This is a genomic window from Nocardioides sp., assembly GCF_035503875.1.
Lineage (GTDB): Bacteria > Actinomycetota > Actinomycetes > Propionibacteriales > Nocardioidaceae > Nocardioides.
On sequence record NZ_DATJTA010000054.1, the window covers coordinates 118,287 to 141,324 of the forward strand.

At 74.3% G+C, this 23,038-nt stretch carries 23 protein-coding genes; 14 read left to right on the forward strand and 9 right to left on the reverse strand.

The window, feature by feature from the left end; all coding sequences use genetic code 11:
* Positions 1–4: 4 nt before the first annotated feature.
* Both VMF51_RS13055 and VMF51_RS13060 read right to left on the reverse strand, forming a co-directional pair.
* Positions 5–739, reverse strand: coding sequence for a glutamine amidotransferase (locus tag VMF51_RS13055; protein WP_325474873.1), 735 nt, complete (start codon positions 737–739; stop codon positions 5–7).
* The gene (locus VMF51_RS13060; RefSeq protein ID WP_325474874.1) at positions 736–1,893 is read right to left on the reverse strand and encodes a CaiB/BaiF CoA-transferase family protein; all 1,158 of its coding nucleotides are present in this window, start codon (positions 1,891–1,893) and stop codon (positions 736–738) included. Before VMF51_RS13060 ends, VMF51_RS13055 begins: the two co-directional genes overlap by 4 nt.
* A 19-nt stretch (positions 1,894–1,912) precedes the next feature.
* Here VMF51_RS13060 and VMF51_RS13065 point away from each other — a divergent pair, with 19 nt between their 5' ends.
* On the forward strand, positions 1,913–2,881 hold the full coding sequence (locus VMF51_RS13065; protein ID WP_325474875.1) for a hypothetical protein: 969 nt from the start codon (positions 1,913–1,915) through the stop codon (positions 2,879–2,881).
* A gap of 33 nt (positions 2,882–2,914) precedes the next feature.
* Here the strand turns inward: VMF51_RS13065 and VMF51_RS13070 are convergent, their stop codons facing one another.
* Positions 2,915–3,784, reverse strand: a complete 870-nt coding sequence (locus tag VMF51_RS13070) for an ABC transporter substrate-binding protein (RefSeq protein ID WP_325474876.1) — start codon at positions 3,782–3,784, stop codon at positions 2,915–2,917.
* 129 nt (positions 3,785–3,913) lie between these two features.
* Here VMF51_RS13070 and VMF51_RS13075 point away from each other — a divergent pair, with 129 nt between their 5' ends.
* From VMF51_RS13075 to VMF51_RS13100, 6 genes are all read left to right on the forward strand, one after another.
* Positions 3,914–4,540, forward strand: coding sequence for a M15 family metallopeptidase (locus VMF51_RS13075; RefSeq protein ID WP_325474877.1), 627 nt, complete (start codon positions 3,914–3,916; stop codon positions 4,538–4,540).
* On the forward strand, positions 4,537–5,682 hold the full coding sequence (gene alr, locus VMF51_RS13080) for an alanine racemase (protein WP_325474878.1): 1,146 nt from the start codon (positions 4,537–4,539) through the stop codon (positions 5,680–5,682). The genes VMF51_RS13075 and alr overlap by 4 nt, the downstream gene beginning before the upstream one ends.
* Positions 5,679–6,605, forward strand: a complete 927-nt coding sequence (locus tag VMF51_RS13085) for a D-alanine--D-alanine ligase (RefSeq protein ID WP_325474879.1) — start codon at positions 5,679–5,681, stop codon at positions 6,603–6,605. Before alr ends, VMF51_RS13085 begins: the two co-directional genes overlap by 4 nt.
* A 156-nt stretch (positions 6,606–6,761) precedes the next feature.
* Entirely contained in the window at positions 6,762–7,748 is a 987-nt protein-coding gene (locus VMF51_RS13090) for an acyltransferase (RefSeq protein ID WP_325474880.1), read from the forward strand.
* Positions 7,745–9,010, forward strand: a complete 1,266-nt coding sequence (locus VMF51_RS13095; protein ID WP_325474881.1) for a sensor histidine kinase — start codon at positions 7,745–7,747, stop codon at positions 9,008–9,010. Before VMF51_RS13090 ends, VMF51_RS13095 begins: the two co-directional genes overlap by 4 nt.
* A complete protein-coding gene (locus VMF51_RS13100) occupies positions 9,007–9,672 on the forward strand; it encodes a response regulator transcription factor (RefSeq protein ID WP_325474882.1) in 666 nt (221 codons plus the stop codon). The genes VMF51_RS13095 and VMF51_RS13100 overlap by 4 nt, the downstream gene beginning before the upstream one ends.
* A gap of 178 nt (positions 9,673–9,850) precedes the next feature.
* Here the strand turns inward: VMF51_RS13100 and VMF51_RS13105 are convergent, their stop codons facing one another.
* A complete protein-coding gene (locus tag VMF51_RS13105; protein ID WP_325474883.1) occupies positions 9,851–10,426 on the reverse strand; it encodes a sugar O-acetyltransferase in 576 nt (191 codons plus the stop codon).
* Positions 10,427–10,488: 62 nt separating this feature from the next.
* Between VMF51_RS13105 and VMF51_RS13110 the strand changes: the two genes are divergently transcribed.
* Positions 10,489–11,052, forward strand: coding sequence for a hypothetical protein (locus VMF51_RS13110; protein ID WP_325474884.1), 564 nt, complete (start codon positions 10,489–10,491; stop codon positions 11,050–11,052).
* Position 11,053: 1 nt separating this feature from the next.
* On the opposite strand, the gene VMF51_RS13115 is transcribed toward VMF51_RS13110, so the two are convergent.
* Complete coding sequence (locus VMF51_RS13115) at positions 11,054–12,415, reverse strand: GH1 family beta-glucosidase (RefSeq protein WP_325474885.1); 1,362 nt, start codon at positions 12,413–12,415, stop codon at positions 11,054–11,056.
* A gap of 60 nt (positions 12,416–12,475) precedes the next feature.
* Here VMF51_RS13115 and VMF51_RS13120 point away from each other — a divergent pair, with 60 nt between their 5' ends.
* The gene (locus VMF51_RS13120; protein WP_325474886.1) at positions 12,476–13,102 is read left to right on the forward strand and encodes a pirin family protein; all 627 of its coding nucleotides are present in this window, start codon (positions 12,476–12,478) and stop codon (positions 13,100–13,102) included.
* Between the two features lie 83 nt (positions 13,103–13,185).
* Here the strand turns inward: VMF51_RS13120 and VMF51_RS13125 are convergent, their stop codons facing one another.
* Together VMF51_RS13125 and VMF51_RS13130 are read right to left on the reverse strand one after the other, a co-directional pair.
* The gene (locus VMF51_RS13125) at positions 13,186–14,097 is read right to left on the reverse strand and encodes a diacylglycerol/lipid kinase family protein (protein ID WP_325474887.1); all 912 of its coding nucleotides are present in this window, start codon (positions 14,095–14,097) and stop codon (positions 13,186–13,188) included.
* Entirely contained in the window at positions 14,094–15,680 is a 1,587-nt protein-coding gene (locus VMF51_RS13130) for an FAD-binding oxidoreductase (protein ID WP_325474888.1), read from the reverse strand. The genes VMF51_RS13125 and VMF51_RS13130 overlap by 4 nt, the downstream gene beginning before the upstream one ends.
* A 17-nt stretch (positions 15,681–15,697) precedes the next feature.
* Here VMF51_RS13130 and VMF51_RS13135 point away from each other — a divergent pair, with 17 nt between their 5' ends.
* From VMF51_RS13135 to VMF51_RS13155, 5 genes are all read left to right on the forward strand, one after another.
* Entirely contained in the window at positions 15,698–16,288 is a 591-nt protein-coding gene (locus VMF51_RS13135; protein ID WP_325474889.1) for a helix-turn-helix domain-containing protein, read from the forward strand.
* Positions 16,285–17,814, forward strand: coding sequence for a glycerol-3-phosphate dehydrogenase/oxidase (locus VMF51_RS13140; protein WP_325474890.1), 1,530 nt, complete (start codon positions 16,285–16,287; stop codon positions 17,812–17,814). Before VMF51_RS13135 ends, VMF51_RS13140 begins: the two co-directional genes overlap by 4 nt.
* 97 nt (positions 17,815–17,911) lie before the next feature.
* On the forward strand, positions 17,912–18,943 hold the full coding sequence (locus VMF51_RS13145; RefSeq protein ID WP_325474891.1) for a sigma-70 family RNA polymerase sigma factor: 1,032 nt from the start codon (positions 17,912–17,914) through the stop codon (positions 18,941–18,943).
* A complete protein-coding gene (locus VMF51_RS13150) occupies positions 18,940–19,491 on the forward strand; it encodes a TIGR03086 family metal-binding protein (RefSeq protein ID WP_325474892.1) in 552 nt (183 codons plus the stop codon). The genes VMF51_RS13145 and VMF51_RS13150 overlap by 4 nt, the downstream gene beginning before the upstream one ends.
* 78 nt (positions 19,492–19,569) lie before the next feature.
* Positions 19,570–20,571 (forward strand): LuxR C-terminal-related transcriptional regulator, encoded by a 1,002-nt coding sequence (locus tag VMF51_RS13155; RefSeq protein ID WP_325474893.1) that lies wholly within the window; start codon positions 19,570–19,572, stop codon positions 20,569–20,571.
* A gap of 108 nt (positions 20,572–20,679) precedes the next feature.
* Here VMF51_RS13155 and VMF51_RS13160 read toward each other — a convergent pair whose 3' ends face one another.
* On the reverse strand, positions 20,680–21,993 hold the full coding sequence (locus VMF51_RS13160; protein ID WP_325474894.1) for an MFS transporter: 1,314 nt from the start codon (positions 21,991–21,993) through the stop codon (positions 20,680–20,682).
* A gap of 55 nt (positions 21,994–22,048) precedes the next feature.
* Positions 22,049–23,029: a zinc-binding dehydrogenase gene (locus VMF51_RS13165; protein ID WP_325474895.1), complete on the reverse strand. Its 981-nt coding sequence runs from the start codon at positions 23,027–23,029 to the stop codon at positions 22,049–22,051.
* Positions 23,030–23,038: the final 9 nt, after the last annotated feature.

A 23,038-nucleotide genomic window follows, 5' to 3' on the forward strand; every position in this document is an offset into this window, starting at 1 on the left:
CTGTTCAATAGCGTGCGAAGAGCTCGACGAAGCGCGCCAGCATCCGGGGTGGCTCGGTGACCACGGCCGCCCGGGCGCCGGCGATCAGCGTCGCGGCGTCGGGCGGGTCGAAGTAGCCGTAGTGGCGGTAGACCTCGATCCGGGTGCAGATCCCCTCCACGTCGAGCTCGGGGTGGAACTGGGTCGCGTAGACGTTGGTCCCGATCCGGAAGGCCTGCACCGGGCAGCCCGCGCCGCTCGCCAGCAGCACCGCCCCGTCGGGCAGGCGGCTGACCGCCTCCTTGTGCCCGAGGAAGACGTCGAAGGACGGCGGCAGCACCCCGGTCAGCGGATCCGCCGCGCCCGCCTCGGTGAGCGTGGCCGTCACCGCGCCGATCGGTTCGGCGTACGTCCGGTCGACCACGCCGCCGCGCAGCGTGCCCAGGGTGCCGATGCCGTAGCAGGCGCCGAGGAAGGGGAAGTCGCACTCGACGACCCGCTCGGCGAGCGCCCGCAGCTCGCCCTCGACCCGGTGCTGCGTGGGACTCTTGCGCTCCTCCGGGTCGCTGACGTTGAACGGGCCGCCGCCGAGCACGATCCCCGACCAGTCGTCCAGGTCGACCTCGCCCAGGGCGTCGCGCTCCAGCCGGACCCGGCGTACGTCGCGCTCGTCGAGGCCGGTGAAGCGCAGGACGGCGTCGTACTCACCGTCGGCGGCGAGGTCCTCGGCGCGGGTGCCGAGGAACAGGAACGGCTTCACACCTGGACCGCTACCCCCCGGGCGATCAGGCCATCCACGTCGTCGATGCCCCAAGCGCTCAGCGCGACGCGGGTGTCACTGCCGGGCGACGGCGACGGTGGGGTGCCGATCGTGGCCTCGGTGCGCGAGAACCGGGGCGCGGGCACCGGCTGGAGCAGGTCGTCCTTCGTCACGAACGTCCCGCGCGCCTTCAGGTGCGGGTGCTCGGCGGCCTCGCTCAGCGGCACGATCCCGGCGACGCACGCGTCGGTGCCCTCGAACACCTCGATCCACTCCGCCTGGGTGCGGGTGCGGAACGTGTCGGCGAAGAGCTGGCGCATCTCGGCGTACCGGTCGAGGTCGTACTGGCCGGGTACGACGTCCTCGACGCCCAGCAGCTTGATGAACATCGCCCAGAACTGCGGCTCGAGCGCGCCGACCGACATGTGCCGGCCGTCGCTGGTCTCGTAGACGTCGTAGAACGGCGCGCCGCCGTCGAGCAGGTTGGCGGCCCGCTCCTCCTTGAAGGTTCCGTCGCCGACGAACGCTGCGGTCATCGCGTTGAGGTGCGCGGTGCCGTCGACGATGGCCGCGTCGACGACCTGCCCCTGCCCGCTGACCCGGGCCTCGAGGAGCGCGGCGAGGATGCCGATGACGAGGTACGTCGAGCCGCCGCCGAAGTCGCCCAGCAGGTTGGTAGGGAAGTGCGGCTTGGACTTGTCCTGCCCGAGCCCGAACAGCGCGCCGGTGATGGCGATGTAGTTCATGTCGTGCCCGGCCGCGTGCGCGAGCGGGCCGTGCTGGCCCCAGCCGGTCATCCGGCCGTAGACCAGGCGCGGGTTGACCTCCGCGAAGTCGTCCGGCCCCATCCCGAGCCGCTCGGCCACCCCGGGCCGCATCCCCTCGACGAGCACGTCGGCCCCCGCGACCAGCTCCTTGATCGTGGCGATCGCCTCGGGGTCCTTCAGGTTGAGCGCGACGCTCGGCCGCCCGCGGTTGAGCAGGTTCTTCGCTCCCCCCGCCAGCATCTGCCCGCCCGGCCGCTCGACGCGGATCACGTCGGCCCCCAGATCGGCCAGGATCATGCACGCGTGCGGCCCCGGCCCGATCCCCGCGATCTCGACGACCTTCACGCCCTTGAGTGGACCCGTCCCCTGCCCCAGCTCGTACGTCATGGCCACGATGATGACAGCGATGCTGTCACGTTTGAAGGGTGGTCTCGATGGGTGGGTGCGGGGGTGTGGAAGTCCTGACGTACCTGGTGCGTCACCGTTTCCACGCGGCCATCCACAGTCGCGGTCTCGGCGGCTGCGGCGGCGGGAGCTCGTCCGGCTGCTCCCCGGCGTCTTCGTCGACCACACCGGCGTACCCACCTGGCGGCAGCGGGCCTGGGCGGGCATCCACCGCTTCGGACCGGAGGCCGCGCTGGACGGGCGCTCGGCGCTCCAGTTCGCACTCGGCGCCGATTGGCGCGATCACCGCCCGGCCGACCCGATCGAGATCGTCGTCCCCGCGTCCGTCCGCCGGCGCGAGATCGAGGGGTACGTCGTCCGGCGGTCCCGGCAGTACGCCGCCACCGTCCTGGCGAACATCTCGCCGCCGCGGCGCCGGATCGAGCACGCGGCGATCCTGGTCGCGGCCGAGCTCGACGAGCTCGCGGCCATCCAGCTGCTGGCCGACGTCTGCCAGTCCCGGCGTACGGCGGCTGGCCGGCTCGCCGAGGCGGCCGGCGGCCTCACCAACGTGCCTCGGCGGCGCTGGTTGATCGAGGTGGCGGACGACATCGCGAGCGGGTCCTGCTCGGTGCTCGAGCACGGCTACCTGCAGAGGGTCGAGCGGCCGCACGGGCTTCCGGTCCCGTCGCGTCAACGGCAGGTCCGCGCGGGCCGGCGCGACGTCGACTACGTGCCGTACCGCCTGGTGGTCGAGCTCGACGGCCGGCTGTTCCACGACTTGGCCGCCCAGCGCGACGTCGACCTGGAGCGGGACCTGGACGCCACCGTCGATCGCGAGCAGACCGTGCGCCTCGGGTGGGGCCAGGTGTACGACCGCCCCTGCCGGACCGCGGCGCGGATCGCGACGGTGCTGCGGGGCCGGGGCTGGACCGGCGAGCTTCGACCGTGCGGCGCCGGGTGCGAGGCCGCGGAGCTGTGGAAGCCGTGACGCACCAGGTACGTCACGCTTTCCACGGCAACCTCACCTCAGCTGCGGCACGCCCACGACGTCCGACAGCCACTCCTGCTCCAGCTCGGCGAGCGTGCCGTCCTCGTCGAGTCCGGCGAGGACCTCGTCGACGCAGGGCCGCAGCCGGCTGCCCTTCTCGAAGAGCAGGCCGAACTCCTCCTGCTCGCCGGACTCCGCCTGGAACTGGCCGACGATGGCGCTGTCGGGGATCTCGACCGCGGAGATGTAGAACGCCGTGGGGAGGTCGGCGAGGATCGCGTCGACCTGGCCGTTGAGCAGCTTCTGCTTGGCCTGGCCCGTGTCGGTCAGGGCGTCCGGCTCGGCGGCGGGCTCGATCACGTCGGTGATCGCGGCGAGCGAGGTGGTGCCGGCTTGGGCGGCGAGCTGCAGGTCGCGCAGGTCGTCGAGGCTGGTGGCGTTGGCGGCCTCGCTGCCCTTCAGCGCGATGACGGCCTGCGCGGCGGAGTAGTAGCCCCGGGAGAAGTCGACGGCCTCGGCGCGCTCCGGCGAGATCGAGATCTGGTTGACGTCGAAGTCGAAGGCCTTCGCGCCGGGCTTGTAGGACCGGTTGAACGGTACGACGACCCACTCGACCTGGTCCTCGGAGAAGCCGAGCCGCTGCGCGACGGCGTACGCGACGGCGGACTCGAAGCCGTCGCCGTTGGTGGGGTCGTTGTCCACGAACCACGGCTCGTACGCCGGCGAGTCGGTCGCCACGGTCAGCTTCCCGTCGGTGACCAGCGGGAGGCTCTCGGGTCCGCAGGCACCGCTCGCGGGGGTACCGGTCGACGCCGCGCCGTCGCTGTCGTCGGCCGATCCGCACGCCGCCGTGGCGAGGGTGAGCAGGACCGGCAGGGCGAGAGCGGGACGACGCAGGCGCATGCGCAGATCGTAGGGAGCCCGGTTTCCGGATAGCGGACGGGCTCGGCCTGCAAGAACTGTCCTGAAGGACAGCCCACCGGCACCTCAGGTGGAGGCGCCGTACCCGTCCGGGCCGGGAGCGTGGTCACCATGACGATCCTGCTGTCCGACCCCCGCGTCGCCGCCGTCCCGGTGCACGAGTGCGGCGAGCCGCTGGTCCACCTCGACGCGGGCTTCGGTCCCGCCCGCGCCCTGGTCCGCGCCGGCCTCGCCGACCGCCTCGCGGCCGCGCGGCACGCGCTCCCGCTCGGCATCTCCCTGAAGGTCGTGGAGGGGCACCGCTCGGTCGCCGACCAGCGCGCGATCATCGCGGCGTACGACGCCGAGGTCCGCGCCGCGCACCCGCAGGTCACCGACGCCGCCGCCATCGCCCGGCTCGTCAGCCGGTTCGTCTCCCCCGTCGAGGTGGCGCCGCACGTCGCGGGCGCCGCGGTCGACCTGACCCTGGTCGACGCCTGCGGCGACGAGCTCGACCTCGGTACGCCGATCGACGCGACCCCCGAGCAGTCCGACGGCCGGTGCTTCACCGCCGCGGACGGCATCGGCGCGGACGCCCGGGCGCACCGCGACCTGATGGCGCGGGTGCTGGGCGGGGCGGGGCTGGTGAACTACCCGACCGAGTGGTGGCACTGGAGTTACGGCGACCGGTACTGGGCGCTGACGACCGGGGCCGCGGCTGCGTCGTACGGCCCGCTCGACGCGCTGGTCGCGGCATGAGCGCCGTGGCGGTGAGCCGCGTCCAGGAGCGCGTGACCGGTCCGACCCTGACGATCGACCCCGCGGCGATCGCGGCCAACACGCGGCTGCTCGCGGGCCGGGCGACCGGCGAGCTGATGGCCGTCGTGAAGGCCGACGGCTTCGGGCACGGCGCGGTGACCGTCGCCCGGACCGCGCTGGCCAACGGCGCGACGGGCCTGGGGGTCACGAGCATCGCGGAGGGCCTCGCGCTACGCGAGGCGGGGCTGCGGGCGCCGGTGCTGAGCTGGCTCAACCCGGTCGACGCCGACTTCGCGACCGCTGTGGCGCACGACCTCGACCTCGCCGTCCCGTCCGCCGCGCACCTCGAGGCGATCGTGCGCGAGGCGCCGGGAGCGCGGATCCACCTGCACCTCGACACGGGGCTGGCCCGCGACGGCGCCGAGCCGACCGCCTGGGCACGGCTCTGCCGGACCGCCCGCCGGGCCGAACAGGCCGGCCGGCTGCGCGTCGTCGGCGTGATGGGCCACCTGCCCTGCGCGGACGAGCCGGGGCACCCGGCGAACGCCGCCGGGCGGACGCGGTTCGCGTGGGGCGTGGAGACCGCGCGGGCCGCCGGCCTGCGGCCCGCCGTACGCCACCTCGCCGCGACGTCGGCCACCCTCACCGATCCCCGCAGCCACCACACGACCGTGCGCGTCGGCGCCGGCCTGATCGGCATCGACCCCTCCGGCACCACCACGCTCTCCTGGGCGATGACGCTCACCGCCCCCGTGGTCTCGGTCCGCCGGGTCCGCGGCGGCACCGGCGTCGGCTACGGCCACACCTGGACCGCGCCTCGGGCGACGACCCTCGCGCTGCTCCCCCTGGGGTACGCCGACGGGCTGCCGCGTGCCGCCTCGGGTCGCGCGGAGGTCCTGCTGCGCGGTCGGCGCCGGCCCGTCGTCGGCCGAGTGTCGATGGACCAGGTCGTCGTCGACGTCGGCGACGAGCCGGTGCTGGCCGGGGAGACCGCGACCGTGCTCGGCCCGGGTCGTGCCGGCGAGCCGACGCCCGCGGACTGGGCCGCCTGGTCGGACACGCTGCCGCACGAGGTCGTCACCGGCTTCGGCCCGCGGATCGCCCGCGGCACCGCCCTCGCCTCGCTGCGGGGTGTGCGATGAGCCGGGTCGCCGTCATCGGCGGCGGCGCGAACTGCGAGCACGAGGTGTCCCTGGCCTCCGCCGCGGGCGTCGCCGACGCGCTCGCGGAGCGGTACGACGTCGTCCGCCTCACCATCGACCCCGACGGCACCTGGCGCGACGAGGAGGGACCGATCGGCCTCGCCGGCGCCGTACGCCTGCTGGGGACCTGCGACGTCGCCGTACCCGTCGTCCACGGGCCGCGGGGCGAGGACGGCACCCTGGCCGCGCTCTGCGAGCTCGCCGGGATCCCGTACGTCGGGTCCGGGGTCGGCGCCGGCGCGATCGCCATGGACAAGTGGGCGACCAAGCTGGTCGCGGAGGCGATCGGGATCCCGACGGCCGCCGGGGTGCTGCTGACCGCGGCGACCGCGACGTCGTACCGCTTCACGCACCCGGTGGTCGTGAAGCCCGTCGCCGCCGGCTCCAGCCACGGCGTCTCGATGGTCCGCACCGCCGACGAGCTCGCCTCCGCGCTGGACGCCGCGCTCGCGCTCGACGACCGGGTGCTCGTCGAGGACGTCGTCGTCGGCCGGGAGATCGACGTCGCCGTGCTCGCGTCGCGCGACGGCCTCCTCGTCTCCCCGACCCTCGAGATCGTGGTCGACGGGCTCTTCGACTTCGACGCCAAGTACGGCGGGACCGCCGACTTCCGGATCCCCGCCGTCCTCGAGGACGTCGAGCGGAAGGCGCTGGAGGACGCCGCGGTCGCGGTGTACGGCGCGCTCGGGTGCGCGGGCGTGGCCCGCGTCGACTTCTTCCTGACCGACGAGGGTCCGGTGCTCAACGAGGTCAACACGATGCCCGGCTTCACCGAGCACTCGCAGGTGCCGCGGATGTTCGCCGCCGCCGGGACGTCGTACGCCGACCTCGTCGACCTGCTGGTCCGGGACGCGCTCGGGTGAGGATCCAAGGCTGGCCCTGGAGTCTCACTCCGCGCCGTCGCGAGCGTCGTCTCGGGGAGCGTCTGGCGAGGCGGAGGAGGGAGGCATGACGGAGTCATGACGACCGACGACAACGAAGTCCAGGCGCCGCCGAGACGGGGCGCAGCAGGCGTCGGAGTGAGACTCCAGGGCCTGGACCTGCTCCGGGGAATTGCGGTGGGGCTGGTCGTGCTGCGGCACGCCCTGCCGGACGCCTTCGCGGGCGCCGGCGTGGTGGGCGTGGTGATGTTCTTCGCGCTCTCGGGCCACCTGATCACCGGCCTGCTGCTCGGCGAGCTGGAACGCACCGGCCGGGTCGACCTGCGGCGCTTCTACGTCCGCCGCGCCCGGCGGCTGGTGCCGGCGCTGGTGCTGCTGGTGGCGGGCATCGTCGTGGTGACGCTGCTGTTCGACCCCCTGGGCGATCGCGGCGCGCTCCCCCGGGACGTGCTAGTCGCGCTGACCTGGACCGGCAACCTGCCGCACCTCACGCCCGACGGCGCGACCTTCCACCTGTGGACGCTGGCCACGGAGGAGCAGTTCTACCTGGTCTGGCCGGTGCTGCTGGCGCTGGCGTTCCGGCGCCGGCTGGTGCTCGTGCTGCTGGCCGGGGTCGCCGCGGCCTGCCTGCTCGCCGCCGCCCTGACCGTGCTGTGGCTGCGCGCCGAGCCGGACCTGGCGTACGCGCTCCCGACCTCGTGGGCGGTCTGCTTCGTCATCGGCGCGGCGAGCCGGGTGCTCGCCGTCCGCGCCGCCGTACCGTCCTGGGCGCCGGGGGCCGCGCTCTGCGGGCTGGCGGTGCTGAGCGTGGTTCCATTGCGGGGTCATGCGCTCACCTATCTGCTCGCCGGCCCGGCGATCGCCCTGCTCACCGCGGTGCTGCTCGTGGCCTGGCGGACCTGGGCCGACGTGACCGCGCCCGGCCTGCGCCCGCTCGTGTGGTTGGGGACGATGTCGTACGGCGCCTACCTGTGGAACTACCCGCTCACCCTGTGGTTGCGCCCGCACGTCGACCACGCCGGGCTGCTCGCGGCGGCGCTGACGGTGCCGGCGGCGGCGCTGAGCTGGTACGCCGTCGAGCGGCGCTTCGTCGCGCCCCGGCCCCGGGTGGCGGTGCCGGCATGAACGCCGTCCGGGACTGGCAGCGGTGGGTACCCGACGTCGCCGCCGGACTGCTGGTCGCCCTGTTCGGCCTGCTCGAGGCGGTCAACCGGGACTACGTCAGCACCTCGCGGGGCGGGCTCGCACTGATCGCCCTGACGATGGGCGCCGCCGTCGCGCTGAGCCGATGGGCGCCGGCCGCCGCCCTCGCCCTGGTCTGGGGCGTCGGCGTGCTGCAAGTGACCAGTGGCGTCGACCTGATGCTCGTGGAGGTCGCCGTCGCGGTGGTCGCCTTCGGGTGCGCCCGCTGGGGCTCGACCCTCACCGTGGGGCTGAGCGCGCTCTCGATCCCCGCCGCCGCCCTGATCGCCGTCCTGTACGTCGGCGTCAACGGTCTCGACGGCCTGGTCGAGGGCGCCGGGTTCGAGCAGCTGATCCAGGACCGCTACCGGTACGGCGACTCCTGGCAGGTGGCCGCATCGGTGATCGGGATGGCGCTGCTCGGCGTGCCGTGGCTCGCCGGCCTGGCGCTGCGGTTCGTGGCTCGTGCGCAGTCGTCCCGCGTCTCGCAGGTCGCCGCCGAGGACCAGGCCGCCCGCGCCGTCGAGGACCGCGAGCAGGCCGAGGAGATCGCCCGGCTGCGCAACGAGCAGGCGCGGCTGGCACGGGACGTACACGACGTCGTCGGCCACTCGCTCGCGGTGATCCTGGCCCAGGCCGAGTCGGCGCAGTACCTGCCCGACGCCGACACGCAGGCGCTGAAGAAGACCATGGAGACGATCGCGACCTCCGCGCGCTCCTCGCTCCAGGACGTCCGGCATGTCCTCAGCCAGACCCCGCAGCCCGCGGGCGCGCGGCCCGGCGGGCTCGACGAGCTGATCGCGGGCGTGCGCGCCGGCGGCCACGAGGTCGTCGCCTCCGAGGTCGGGCAGGTCCAGCCGCTGCCGCCGGAGCTGGAGACCGTCGCGTACCGGGTGCTCCAGGAGATGCTCACCAACGCCCTCAAGCACGGCCGGCGCGACGCTCCGGTGCTCGTCGAGCGGCACTGGCCGGACGGGGCCTGGGAGGACCAGCTGCGGCTGGAGGTGCGCAACCTCGCGCCCGCTCCCGACGAGACCCAGCCGCTGACCGCGCCGCCGCCGGAGGGCGGCGGGCAGGGGCTCGACGGGATGCGCCGCCGGGTGGAGTCGGTCGGCGGGCGGCTCGACGTACGCCGCCGCGAGGAGGCCGAGGGCGCCACCTTCACCGTCACCGCGTGGGTGCCGGTGCGGACGGTGTCGGGATGAGCGACGCCCCGATCCGCGTCCTGCTCGTCGACGACCAGGAGCTCTTCCGCGCCGGCGTCGCGGTGATCGTCGACGCCCAGGAGGGCATGAGCGTCGTCGGCCAGGCGTCCGACGGGCTGGAGGCCGTCCGGCTCGCCGACGAGCTCGAACCCGACGTCGTGCTGATGGATGTCCGGATGCCCGAGATGGACGGCGTCGAGGCCACCCGCCAGCTGTTCCTGCCCGAACGGGTGGCGCGGCGTTCGGCGCCGCTGCGCGTGGTGGTACTGACGACGTTCAACCTCGACGACCGGGCGGCGACGGCGATCCGGTACGGCGCCAGCGGCTTCCTGCTCAAGGACACCACCCCGACCATGCTCCGCGACGCGATCCGCACGGTGTACGTCGGCAACGCGGTCCTCGCCCCCCAGGACCTCTCGACGCTGCTCGACGGGCAGTTCCAGGCGGCCGCACCCGCGCCCGCGTCGTACCTCTCGCTGACGGAGAAGGAGCGCGAGGTGTTCTCCGCCGTCGCCCGCGGCCTCTCCAACACCGAGATCGCCGGCCTGGTCTTCGCCAGCGAGTCGACGGTCAAGACCCACGTCGGCGCGATCCTGCGCAAACTGTCCCTGCGCGACCGGGTCCAGATCGTCGTCTTCGCCCACGCCCACGGCCTCGCCTGACGCTGGTTGAGGCGCGAAGGACGAAGTCCTGGTCGCACGCTGGTTGAGGCGCGAAGGACGAAGTCCTGAGCCTCGAAACCCCGCAAGACGACAGACGGCCTCGCCCACCGCTGCTTCCCGGCTCGCCAGGTTTCGAGGCTCGCTGCGCTCGCACCTCAACCAGCGTCGGGCGAGGGATTCAGACCTTGCGGACCACCCGCGCGGGGTTGCCGACGGCGACGACGCCGGCGGGCAGGTCCTTGGTGACGACGGAGCCGGCGCCGACGACCGTGTCCGCGCCGATGGTGACGCCCGGGCACACGATCACCCCGCCGCCGAGCCACACGTTGTCGCCGATGGTGATCGGCTTGGCGGCCTCCCACTTGTCGCGGCGCGGGCCGGGCTCGACGGGGTGGGTGGGCGTCAGCAGCTGGACGTTCGGCCCGATCTGGACGTCGTCGCCGATGGTGATCGCGGCGACGTCGAGCGCGACGAGGCCGAAGTTCACGAACGATCGGGCGCCGATGCTCAGGTGGCTGCCGTAGTCGACGTACAGCGGTGGCCGGATCTCCGTCTCCTCGCCGATCGCGCCGAGCAGCTCCTCGAGGAGCCGGCGCCGCAGCGGCTTCTCCCGAGGATCGGTCGCGTTCACCGCCGACATCAGGTCGCGGGCGGCGTACGACGCCTCCTCCAGCTCCGGGTCGTCGGCGATGTAGGCGTCGCCCGCGAGCATCCGCTCGCGCATGGTCCGGTCGTCCCGCTCGTAGCTCGTCACGTCCCCGACGCTAGCCTCGCCCCGGTCGGGCGCCCCCGACCTCCGAGCACCGAGGACACGAGATGGATCGACCAGGCGAGCTGATCGTCGCGGGAAGCGCGCGGCACGCGTGGCGACCGGTCGGCTCGCTCCTGCTCACCGGACTCGTCCTCGGCGTCGTCTTCGGGGTGGTCGCCATCGCGGCCTGGTGGGACGAGCCTCGCCCGTATGAGGGCTTCCTGGCGGTACTCGCCTTCGCCCTCGTCTCCTGTCTTCTCGCAGGCGCGATCTTGGCGCTCGTCTGGGTCCTGTGGCCGGCGCCCGTGCGCTACTACGTCGACGGCACCGACATCGTCGTACGCCGCGGTCCGGTTCGGATGCGGCGCGTGGACGCGAGCCAGGTGGACGAGATCCACGTCGCCGGCTCCCTGACGTGGCGGGGGCTCTTCTTCACGAGCTTCGCCCTGCTCTCCGGGATGCCGCAGGTCGTCTGCGTCCGCGCCCGGCCCGACCGCCTGACCGATCACAGCACCGAGCTGCCACGCGTCCTGGTCTGGGGCCGCGCCGGTGCCGACGCGTTCCACGAGGCCCTGACCGCCGCCCTGCGTCGCAACGGCGTGACCACCCCAGTGACCCGGAGGTCGTAGCTCAGCCGGTCGAGCGGGTCTGCGCGGCGATCGTGTCGGCGTACCACTGGAAGGACCGCTTGGGGGTGCGGTCCTGGGTCTCGGGGTCGACGTGCACGAGGCCGTAGCGCGAGCGCATCCCGTCGCCCCATTCGAAGCTGTCGAGCAGCGAGTAGGCGTAGTAGCCGCGCACGTCCACGCCGCGCTGGACCGCCTCGGCGACGGCACGCAGGTGCACGTCGAGGTAGTCGATGCGCTGCTGGTCGTCGATGACGCCGTCCGCGTCGGGCGCGACGGTGTACGACGCGCCGTTCTCGGTGACGTAGATCGGCGGCAGGGCGGCGCGGAACCGGGCACGGAACGTGATCAGCCACTCGCGCAGCGACGCGGGCACCACCGACCAGCCCGCCTCGGTGGTCGGGTAGCCGATCAGCGGCCGCCACTCGAACGGCAGCGCGGCATCCTCGTGGGTCGCACCGACCCGCTGCGGGCTGTAGTAGTTGACGCCGTAGAAGTCGAGCGGCTGCCGGATCGTCGCGAGGTCGCCGTCGTGGATGTCCTCCTCCAGCAGCGGCTGCAGGTCCACGGGGTAGCGGCCGAGCAGCATCGACTCGATGAAGATGCCGTTCCACAGGGAGTCGAACAGCTTCGAGGCGCCGACATCGGCCGGATCGTCGCTGGCCGGCCAGATCGGGGCGTGGTTGTTCGCGCAGCCGACGCTGGTCGCGCCGGCGGCCCGCAGCGCCACCGCGGCGCGGCCGTGGGCGAGCAGCAGGTGGTGCGCTGCCGGGAGACAGTCGAAGAGCATCGCCTTGCCCGGGGCGTGCCGACCCAGGCCGTAGCCGAGGTACGCCGCGTTGCTGGGCTCGTTGACCGGGATCCAGTGCTCCACCCGGTCGACGAACCGCTCGGCCACGAGGGCGGCGTAGTCCGCGAACCGGTCGATCGTGGCGCGGTTCAGCCACCCGCCGTCGTCCTCGAGGGCCTGGGGCAGGTCCCAGTGGTACAGCGTCACCATGGGCCGGATGCCGGCCTCGAGGAGCTCGTCGAGCAGCCGGTCGTAGAAGGCCAGGCCGGCGGGGTTCACGGGTCCGCGACCGGTGGGCTGGATGCGGGGCCAGGCGATCGAGAGCCGGTAGCCCCCGACGCCGAGGCGCTTCAGCAGCGCCACGTCCTCGGCGTACCGGTGGTAGTGGTCGGTCGCGACGTCGCCGCTGCTGCCGTCGGCGATCACGCCGGGGATGCGGCAGAACGTGTCCCAGATGCTCGGGCCGCGGCCGTCCTCGGCGACCGCACCCTCGACCTGGTACGCCGCCGTGCCGGCACCCAGCCGGAAACCGGGAGGGAGAACCGGGAACGTTCGACTTTCGGACTCTGCCCCCATGTCACCATCATGGACGTGACAGTCGAGATCCGCCGCGCTTCCGCACGTTTTACCGAACGTATGCCGGGACGGGCCACCCAGCACTCCTTCTCCTTCGGCGACCACCACGACCCGGATCGCCTGCGGTTCGGGCCGATGGTGTGCCACGACGACCACTTCCTGAAGGACGGTGAGGGATTCGCCACTCACCCCCACTCGGGCGTGTCGATCGTCACCTGGGTCCTCGACGGCGCGCTCGCCCACGACGGCGTCGGCGACGCGGTCGTGGTCGCGCCCGGCCAGGTCGCGGTGCTCCAGACCGGCGACGGCGTCACCCACCCGCCGGTCGAGCACAGCGAGGTGGCGGCCGAGCCGCGCACCCGCTTCGTGCAGGTCTGGATCGCCGCCGACGAGCCCGCGCCCCCGTCGTACGACGTCGCGACGCCGGCGCTCGAGCCCGGCACGCTGACCGAGGTCGCCGCGCCCCTGCCCGGGGCGCGGTTCTCCGTCGCCCGCCTCCGCACCGGCGACACCGTCGAGCTCCCCGCCGCCGGCCGGGTGCACGCCTTCGTCGCCAGCGGCGCGCTGACCCGCTCCTCCCTCGCCGAGCCGCTCGCCGCCGGCGACGCCTTCGAGCTGGTCGACCACCCCGCCGTCCGCGTCACCGCCGCCGTCCCCACCGAGCTCCTGGTCTGGTCCTTCACCTGACCGCCGAGTCGGCAGAACTTGCCGACAGTCTGTGCGCAAGTTCTGCCGACTCGACGCGCAACTTCTGCCGACTCGGCGGGGGGTCAGGGGCGGATGACGGGGAGGGCGGCGGGGAGGATCTCGACGATCGCCGGGGGCTGGTCGAGGGTGGGCAGGTCGCCGAGGGGCTCGCCGTCGGCGCCGACGGGTACGCCGCCGCGGGAGGTGCCGCGCAGCTCGACCCGGCGGCCGCTGAGCACCGTGACCTCGGGCAGGGCGACGTGCCCGCCGTCGTACACCTTCGGCAGGGAGCGGACCAGCGCCAGCCGGGAGGCGGCCTCGATGACGACGACGTCGAGCAGGCCGTCGTCGACGGCCGCGGCGGGCGCGATCTTCATGCCCTGGCCGTAGTACGCCGAGTTCGCGACCACGACCGTCGCGGCCGAGAACCGGTGCGCGGCGCCGTCGACGCTCACCTCGAACCGTCCCGGCTGGTACGTCGCGAGGGAGCGGACCGCCGCCGACGGGTACTGCAGCCGCTTCGGCGTCCACCGCATCCGGTGCACCATCGCGGCCGCGCGGGCGTCGACGCCGGCGTACACCGAGCCCGCCACCGTGCGGGTCGACGAGCCCGGAACCGTCCAGCCCAGCAGGTCGGTCGGGGTCGCGGGGCCGTGCAGCAGCAGCTCGGCGGCCGGTTCGGGCTCCGTCGGCAGGCCGAGCATCCGGGCGAAGTCGTTCCCGCGCCCGGCCGGCAGCACCGCGAGCGTCCCGCCGGCGGCCGCGACCGGCCCGGCGAGGTGCGAGAGCATCCCGTCGCCGCCCACGGAGACGACCACGTCGCCGCGGCCGACCGCCTCGGTGACCAGGGCGGTCATCGCGAGCGGGCCGGGCGAGTAGGTCACGTCGACGGTCGCGCCCGCGTCGCGCAGCAGCCGCGCGACGGGTACGACGGCGGCGGGCGCCGCGCCACCGCCGGACGCCGGGTTGACCAGGAACGTGAACGAGCGGGTCACGGCGCGACCAGGATCCCGGGGTTGAGGATCCCCGTGGGGTCGAGCTCGGCCTTTACGGCCCGCAGCACCCCGACACCGAGGTCGCCGATCTCGGCCGCCAGCCACGGCCGGTGGTCGGTGCCGACGGCGTGGTGATGGGTGATCGTCGCCCCGGCGGCGACGATGGCGTCGCTCGCCGCGGCCTTCGCCGCGAGCCACTGGGCGACCGGGTCGTCCGACTGCTTGGCCGCGATCGTGAAGTAGAGCGAGCAGCCGGTCTCGTAGACGTGCGACACGTGGCACAGCACGAGCGTGGGCGACCCGAGTGCGGTCTCGAGGGCGGACTTCACGTCGGCGTACAGGCGGGGCGCGTTCGACCAGAACGTCGCCGTCTCCAGCGTCTCGACGAGCACACCGACGTCGAGCAGCGAGTCCCGGAGGTACGGCGCATGGAAGCGACCGTGCGCCCAGGAGCGGCCCGGCTCCTCCCCCTGCGGTACGCCGCCGAGGCCGGTGAGCACCGCGGTGACGGCGGTCCTCTTCGCGGCGACCGCGTCGGGCTCGCCCTCGTAGCCGGTGATCATCAGGCAGCCCCCGTCGGAGGCGTCCCCGATCGCGTCGGGACGCGCCAGGTTGAGCGACGTCTCGGCCTCGTCGGAGAGCCGGAGCACGGTCGGCAGCAGGCCGGCCTGCGCGAGGGTGCGCATCGCGTCGCGACCGGCGTCGAAGGTGGGCCAGCGCCAGCCCTCGTAGACCTTCTCCACCGGCACCGGCCGGACCCGGACAGTGACCGCGGTGATCACCCCGAAGGCCCCCTCGGAGCCGAGCAGCAGCTGGCGCAGGTCCGGACCGGCGGCGGAGGCGGGTGCGCTCCCGAGCACCAGCTCGCCGCGCGGGGTCGCCGCGCGCAGGCCGACGACCAGCGCGTCGAAGCGGCCGTACCCGGCGCTGGACTGCCCCGAGGACCGGGTCGCGGCGAAGCCGCCGATGGTCGCGTGCTCGAAGGACTGCGGGAAGTGCCCCAGGGTCATCCCCTCCGCCGCGAGCAGGGCCTCGGCCTCCGGGCCGCGCAGCCCGGGCTCCAGGGTCGCGGTCATCGAGACCCGGTCGACCGCGAGCAGCCGCTTCATCCGGACCAGGTCGAGCGAGACGACACCTTCGTACCCCTCGCGGCGCGCGACCAGGCCGCCCGTCACCGACGTACCCCCGCCGAACGGGACCACGGCGAGGTGGTGCGCGACGGCGTACGTCAGGACGGCCGCCACCTCGTCGTGGGACGACGGCCGGACCACGACGTCCGGGGCGTCCGCCAGGTCGCCCGCGCGCTGCCGGAGCAGGTCGGGGGTGGACTTGCCGCGGGTGCGCAGCCGCCGGGTGCCGTCGTCGGTCAGCACGTGCTCACGGCCGAGCAGCTCCTCCAGCGCAGCGAGGATCGCTGGCTCCAGCCGGGAGGGAGGTACGACGACCTCCGTCAGCGCGGGCCGCTCGTCGAGCCCGAACACCATCTCGACGAGCCCGCGGGCGGAGTCCGCCAGCGGCGCGGCCTGGGCGGGGTCGCCCCAGCGGGACGGGTGCATCTCGGCAGAGCTCGACTCGTGGACCATGCGTTACAATGTGACATATGGCGTCACTTCGTCACAACCCCGATGCTGCGCCAGGGCCGCGTGACGGCTACCTGGACGCCGCCCGGGCCTGCATCCTCGACGTCGGCTGGCGACGTACGACGCTCACCGAGGTCGCGCGGCGCGCGGGGGTGTCGCGGATGACGATCTACCGCACCTGGTCGGACATGCCGCAGCTGCTCGGCGACCTGATGACCCGCGAGTGGACGGCGATCGTGGCCGGCACGGGCAGCGATGCCGACGGCATCCCCGGCCTCGTCGACCGGATGGTCGCCACCATCCGCACCCTGCGCGAGAACGAGCTGTTCGTGCGGATCGTGGAGCTCGACCCCGAGCTGATCCTCCCGTACCTGCTCGCCCGCCGCGGCCGCTCGCAGGACCTGATCCTGGCCATCGCCGAGGAGTCGATCGTCGCGGGGCAGGCCACGGGCGACGTACGGGCCGGCAACCCGACCGCGATCGCCCGGTCCCTCGTGCTGGCCGCGCACGGCTTCGTGCTCTCGGCCCACACGATGGTCGACGACCGCGCCTCGCTGGCCGAGCTCGACGCCGAGCTCGCGCTGGCCCTGACCCGGGTCCTGCAGCCGTGAGCACCCGCATCGCGCCCGGCCTGGACGGGGCGCCCGCCGACGTCGACCTGGTCGTCGTCGGCCTCGGCGTCACCGGCGCCGGCGTCGCGCTCGACGCCGCCTCCCGCGGCCTGTCCGTGCTCGCGGTCGACGCGCACGACCTCGCCTTCGGCACCTCGCGCTGGTCCTCCAAGCTGGTGCACGGCGGCCTCCGCTACCTCGCGAACGGCCAGGTCGGCGTCGCTCACGAGAGCGCGGTCGAGCGCGGGGTGCTGATGGAGGTCACCGCGCCCCACCTGACCCGCCCGATGCCGTACGTCGTCCCGTTCGACGCCAGCGTCGGCCGGATGATGGCCGGGATCACCCGCGCCGGGATGTGGGCCGGCGACGGGCTGCGCCGGGGGGCGCGCACCGACCACGAGACGCTCCCGCGGCCGCGGCGGCTGACCGCCACCGAGACCCTGCAGCTGGCCCCGGCCCTGCGCCGCGCGGGCCTGCGCGGCTCGATGATGGCGTGGGACGGCCAGCTCGAGGACGATGCCCGGCTGGTCGTCACGATCGCCCGCACGGCCGCGTCGTACGGCGCCCACGTCCGCACGCGCGCCCGGGTGCTCAGCGCCACGGGCAGCCGGGTCGAGCTGCGCGACGAGCTCACCGGCGCGACCCGGACGGTCACGGCGCGCGCCGTCGTCAACGCCACAGGCGTCTGGGCCGGCACCCTCGCCGCCGAGGTGACCCTGCGCCCCAGCCGCGGCACCCACCTGGTGCTGCGCGGCGAGTCGGCCCCCGGGCTCCGGGCCGCGGTCTTCTGCCCGGTCCCGGGCGCGACCAACCGGTTCGTGATGGTACTCCCCCAGCCCGACGGCACCCTGTACGTCGGCCTCACCGACGAGCCCGCCGACGGCGAGGTGCCCGACGTCCCCCAGCCGACCGAGCCGGAGATCGGGTTCCTGCTCGACGTGGTGTCCGCCGCCTTCGCGCGGCCGCTGCACCGCACCGACGTCGTCGGGGCGTACGCCGGGCTCCGGCCGCTGCTGCACGCCCCGGACGGCTCGACCGCCGACCTGTCCCGACGGCACGCGGTGCTGACCGGGGAGTCCGGCCTGCTCACGGTCGTGGGCGGCAAGCTGACGACGTACCGCCGGATGGCCGAGGACGCCGTCGACGCCGCGGTCGCCCACGCGGGGCTGGAGGCCGCTCCGTGCCGGACCGCGGCCCTCCCGCTGCTCGGCGCCGCGCCGCGACCGGCGCTCGCCGAGCTGGAGGAGCCGACCCGGCTGGTGCGCCGCTACGGCACCGACGCGGCGCTCGTCCTCGCCTCCGCGCGCGAGGTCAGCGGCCTCGGCGACGACGAGCTGCTCGCCCCCGTCGCCGACGCGGTCCCCACCACGCTCGCCGAGCTGCTGTTCGGCATCACCCACGAGGGTGCGCTCGACGTCGACGACCTGCTCGACCGGCGTACCCGCGTCGGCCTGGTGCCCGCCGACCGGCTCCTCGCCGTACCCGCCGCCGAGCGGGCGCTGGAGATCTGCGCGTCCGCCTCCTGAGTCCCCCGACGACTACCCACCGTGGGGGAACGATGAGTTTCTCCCTCGACCCCGGTCGGTACGGCGAGGCAGACTGGACGACTCGAGGGGACGGATCATGACGGCGGCGATGACCCTGGCGGTGACCAAGCAGGTGACGAGCAGCGAGCTGGACGACTTCCCGACCCTGACCGAGCGCTACCAGCGCGAGCTGCTCGCGCACTGCTACCGGATGAGTGGCTCGGTGCACGAGGCCGAGGACCTCGTCCAGGAGACCTTCCTGCGGGCGTGGAAGGCCTCCGCCGACTTCCAGGGCCGCTCGTCGGTCCGCACCTGGCTCTACCGGATCGCGACCAACGTCTGCCTGACCAACCTCGAGGGCCGGCCGCGCCGGCCGCTGCCCACCGGCCTCGGGACCCCCGACGCCCTGGCCGGCGACGCGCTGGAGGCCAACAACGAGATCGCCTGGCTCGAGCCGGTCCCCGACGCGGCCGTCGTGGTGGCCGAGCGCGACTCGATCCGGCTCGCCTTCATCGCCGCCCTCCAGCACCTCCCGGCCCGCCAGCGGGCGGTGCTGATCCTGCGCGACGTGCTGCGCTGGTCGGCCGCCGAGACGGCCGAGGCCCTGGACACGACGACGGCGGCGGTGAACTCCGCGCTGCAACGCGCGCACGCGCAGATCAAGGACCGCGGGCTGACCCAGGAGAGCCTCCGTCCCGACCTCACGCCCGAGCAGCAGCAGCTGCTGGAGCGCTACGTCGAGGCCTTCTGGCGCAAGGACATCGACCAGATCGTCAGCCTGCTCACCGCCGAGGCGGTCTGGGAGATGCCGCCGTTCACGGGCTGGTACGTCGGCGCCGCCAACATCGGCGAGCTCATCGCGACGGCCTGCCCCGGCGGCAGCTACGACATGCCGATGCTGACGACGTACGCGAACGGGCAGCCGGCGTTCGGGCTCTACATGCGCACCGCCGACGGGCACTTCGTCCCGTTCCAGCTCCAGGTGCTCCAGCTCGACGGCGACCAGGTCAAGCACGTGCACGCGTTCTTCGACGCCACCCTGTTCGCCCGGTGCGGACTGCCCGAGGTGCTGCCGGCCGACTACCGGCCGGAGACCGCGGTCCCCTGCGAGAGCCCGGCACCGCGGTGACCCCGCGGCTCGACGACGCCGTCGAGCTGCTCGACCGGTCCCTGGCCTTCACCTGCGTCGCCCTCGCGGGCGTCGGCGAGGCCGACCTCGAGCGGCCCACCCCGTGCAGCCGGTGGACGCTCGGCGCCCTGCTGGACCACATGGACGACGCGCTGGACGCCTTCCTCGAGGCCGCCGAGGGCACGGTCGCCGTGACCCCGCCGGCGCCGGCGGCGGACACCGTGGGCGCCCTGCGCGAGAAGGCCGGCGCGCTGCTCGGCGCGTGGGTCCGGGCCTGCCCCCGTGACGTCCTGGTCGGCGACGCCGCCCTCGCGGGACCGGTGCTCGTCACCGCCGCCGCGCTCGAGATCACCGTCCACGGCTGGGACGTCGGCCAGGCTGCCGGGCAGCCCCGTCGGGTGCCCGAGGAGCTCGCCGAGGGCCTGCTCGGAGCCGCCGACGTCCTCGTGGACGCCCGCGACCGCGGGGTGCGCTTCGCGCCCGCACGTGCCGTGGCCCCCGACGCGCCGGCCGACGTCCGCCTGCTGGCATTCCTGGGGCGCACCTGACTGGTCCACCCGTGTCGATTCCGGACCGATTCCGGGGTTCCGGTCCGGGCGCGGCGCGACCTTCCTAGGCTCCTGCCCATGCGCTCGCCCGAGGTTCCCGACGAGGCTGACCTTGCCGAGGCCCTGCCGGCCGCACTGGTCAGCGTCCGGGCCGGACGGATCCGCGAGGGTCTGGACGCGCTGACCGCCCTGCGGGCGCATCCCGTCGCCTCCGCCGACCCGGTCGCCGGGGGCCTGGTCACCGCCGCGCTCGTGGACTGCCGCCTCGCCCGCGGGGACGTCGGCGAGGCGATCGTCGTCGGCGGAGCCCTCGACCCGCTGCTCGACCTCCCCGGTCCGCCGGGAGCCCTCGCCCACCACGCGCGCGGCGAGCTCGCCACCGTCCTCGGCGAGGACGAGCGCTCCGTCGAGCACTTCACCACCGCCGGCGCGCGGCTGAGCGACACCGAGACGCTGGCCGATCCCGCGCTGGTGCCCTGGCGCGCCAGCGCGTCCATCGCCCTGGTCCGCGTCGGCCGGCACCGCGAGGCCGTCGCGCTGGCCGAGGAGTGGCGCGGCGTGGCCGCGGCCTCCGGGTCGCCGTACGCCCACGCGCACGCGCTGCGCACCCTGGCCACGGTCGGCGTCGGCGGTGATCGCGTGGTGCTGCTGCGCGAGGCCCGGGCCACGCTCACCGACGTGGTCGCGCAGCGGCTCGCCGCCCAGATCGACACCGACCTCGCCGGCCTGCTCCTGCTCGACCCGACCGGGGCCGGCACCGACGAGGCCCGCGCGCTGCTCCGCTCGGCCGAGGAGTACGCCGGCCGCGAGGAGCTCTGGCCGCTCCAGGGCCGGGTACGCCGCCTCCTCGACCGGATGGGCGAGCAGCCGCACCGGGTGCGGGCCGAGGCGATGGCGACCCTCACCGCCGCCGAGCGACGCGTCGCGCTGCTGGCCTCGGAGGGGCTCACCAACCGCCGCATCGCCGAGGAGCTGGTGGTGACCGTCAAGGCGGTCGAGTGGCACCTCTCGCACATCTACCGCAAGCTCGGGATCGCCTCCCGGAACCACCTCGCCGACACCCTCGGCACGCCGGTCTGAGGCGTCGGCTGCAGATTCACCGGTGAACCGGTGAACCGGACGTTCTCAGCCGAAGTTCCAGCCCAGAACGTCAGGTTCCGCCGGAGGGGTCCGCGGCCCCGGCCCTCGTCAGTCGCGCAGCGGGTGGGCCAGCTCGTCCGCGGGCAGCCGGGCCGCGATCGTCGCGACCACCGCGGCCACGCCCGGCAGGATCCCGGCGATCAGGAACGTCGTGCGCAGCCCGATGGCGTCGCTGACCGGCCCGGCGAGGGCCATCGACACCGGCATCAGGCTGATCGAGACGAAGAAGTCCAGCGACGCCACCCGGCCGAGCATGTGCGGCGGGACCCGGCGCTGCAGCAGCGTCCCCCAGATGACCATCGGGAACGAGAACATCGCCCCGAAGACGAACGCCGCGGCGACGAGCACCCACACCTCGGTCGCCATGCCCATCACGATCACCGGCAGGCAGCCCAGGCCCCAGCCGAGGTTCATCACGGTGAGGTAGCGCCGGGGCAGGCGCAGCGAGGCCATGACCAGGGAGCCGACGGCCCCGCCGATCCCGAACGCCGCCATCACCATCGCGTGGTCGCCCGCGTCGCCGCCGAGCTTGTCCTTGATCAGGAACGGCACCAGCACCTCGAAGGGACCCATGATCGAGAGCACCAGCAGCGACGCGAAGAGCAGCGTGGCCAGCAGCCACGGGGTGCGGACCATGTAGCCGAAGCCCTCGCGCACGTCGATCAGCGCCGCGGCGACCGGACGGCGGGGCACCGACTCGGGGTCGATCTCGCGGCGCACCGGCGTCTGCGGCACGGCCGTCAGCGCGATCAGCCCCGCGAGGCTGGCCACCGCCGCGATCGAGAACGCCGCGCCCGGCGAGATCGCGCCGACCACCGCCCCGGCGACGCCCGGACCGATCGCCTGGCCGATCGTCGGCCGGATCATGCCCTCGAAGCCGTTGACCGCGAGCAGGTCGCGCTCCTCGACCAGCGCCGGCAGCCAGGCGGAGTAGGCCGGGTAGTAGAACGCCATCGCCGCACCCGTCACGAACGAGACCGTGGCGAGGTGCCAGACCTGGGTCGTGTCGGTGAGGGAGAGCGCGGCCACCAGACCCATGCCGGTGACCTCGACGGCGGCCACCACGAGCAGGATCAGCTTCTGCGGCACCCGGTCGGCCACGACGCCGCCGAGCAGCGCGGGCAGTAGCACGCCGACCGCCGCCGCGGTGGAGACGGTCGAGAGCTGGCCCGGCCCGCCGCCGATCCGGATGACCTCCCAGACCAGGCCGACGATCCAGACGCCGGAGGCGAAGGTCGACAGGATCAGCGCGAGGGCGAGCCGGCGGTAGGCGAGGTTGCGGAACGGCGTCAGCGCGCGCGGGAGCGACCGGCCCTGCGGGGTCTCGGGCTGGGGCTGGGCCTGCGTCTGCTGCTCGGTCATCTGCTCCTCCGTGGGGTCCCAGTCTGGAGGCGGGCACCGACGGTCACCACCGAATTCATCGGGGCACCGTGAGCACGACCTTGCCCAGTGCGCGGCGGCCCTCCAGGTCGGCGTGAGCGCGCGCGGCGTCCGCGAGCGGGTACGTCGACACCAGGGGCTCCCAGCCGCCCGCCGCGACCCGGTCGAGCGCCCGGCCCGCCAGGCCCGGGATGCCGCCGGGGAGCGCGGTCATCCGCGGCCCCAGGCTCCAGCCGACGCTCAGCGCCCGCTCGACGACGTCGCCGGAGTCGAAGCGGGTCGGCGTACCGGCGCTGTAGCCGAACATCACCAGCCGGCCGCCCGGTGCGAGCAGCTCGAGGGCCGACCGGCCGACCTCGCCGCCGACCCCGTCGTACACGACGGTCGCCGCGCCGACCTCGCTCCGGACCCGTTCGGCCCACCGCGGGTCTGAGTAGTCGACGGCCAGCCGCGGGCGCAGGTCCGCGAGGACGGCCGTCCGGGAGGGGCCGCCGGCGGCCGCGACGACGGTGGCTCCCACCGCGTGCGCGGCCTGCACCAGCAGCCAACCCAGCCCGCCCGCGGCCGAGGGAACCAGCACCACGTCCTCGGGGCGGGGCGGCTCCAGCTCGACGATCGCCAGCGCCGTGCGGCCGGTGCCGACCGCCGCGACCGCGGCGGGGAACGAGACGTGCTCGGGCACGGCGAACAGCGACCCGACCGCGGTCACGGCCTGCTCGGCGTACCCACCCGGGACCATGCCCAGGTGGGCGACGACCCGGCGCCCGTGCCAGCTCGCCTCGACGCCGGGGCCGATCCGGTCGACGACGCCGGCGACCTCGCGGCCGGGGATCGTCGGTAGCGGCTGCGGGGGCATCGGACCGTCGGTCGCGCCGCGCCGCAGGGTCGTGTCGAGCAGGTGCACCCCGCAGGCCTCGACCGCGATCCGCACCTCCCCCGGTCCCGGGTCGAGGTCGGGCAGCCGGTCGAGGACGAGGACGTCGGGGTCGCCGAGGGCGTGCTGTCGGATGGCGTGCATGCGCCGATC